Origin of the sequence: Pseudomonas fluorescens (assembly GCF_902497745.1) — a bacterium.
Taxonomy (GTDB): Bacteria; Pseudomonadota; Gammaproteobacteria; order Pseudomonadales; family Pseudomonadaceae; genus Aquipseudomonas; species Aquipseudomonas fluorescens_BM.
Window position 1 is genome coordinate 1 of record NZ_CABVHJ010000013.1, and the last position, 445, is coordinate 445.

Genomic DNA, 445 nt, shown 5'->3' on the forward strand with positions numbered 1-445 from the left:
ACGACTCAGTACCCGAATTTCTTGACGACCATAGAGCGTTGGAACCACCTGATCCCATCCCGAACTCAGCAGTGAAACGATGCATCGCCGATGGTAGTGTGGGGTTTCCCCATGTGAGAGTAGGTCATCGTCAAGATTAAATTCCGAAACCCCAATTGCGAAAGCAGTTGGGGTTTTGTTTTGCCCGCAGGAAATTTTTCGCGGGACAACGCTGTCCCAGCCGTCGCAAGAAATGGCCATTGGGGAAATTCCTTCTGAAGTGACCGGGCAGTTTTTGGTATGGTGCAGCTCGTTTTTTAACGGACTGATGTCATGCCCACGGATCGGCACTCATTTATGTCAAAGAGTTGCTGTAGAAATGCCTGAACCCATCCCGATCAAGGATCACGAAAAAGAGACGCGACTGGTCAACAAGCGGTTGATCGCCTGCGCCTTGTTTGTCTTC

Annotated in this window: 1 protein-coding gene and 1 rRNA gene; both read left to right on the forward strand. The window is 50.3% G+C overall.

The window, feature by feature from the left end:
- Positions 1–20: 20 nt before the first annotated feature.
- Positions 21–136 (forward strand): 5S ribosomal RNA (rrf, locus tag F8N44_RS19885).
- A 39-nt stretch (positions 137–175) separates the two neighbouring features.
- Positions 176–445, forward strand: a 270-nt coding sequence (locus F8N44_RS31820) for a hypothetical protein (protein WP_224794793.1), incomplete at its 3' end; no start/stop codon positions are given.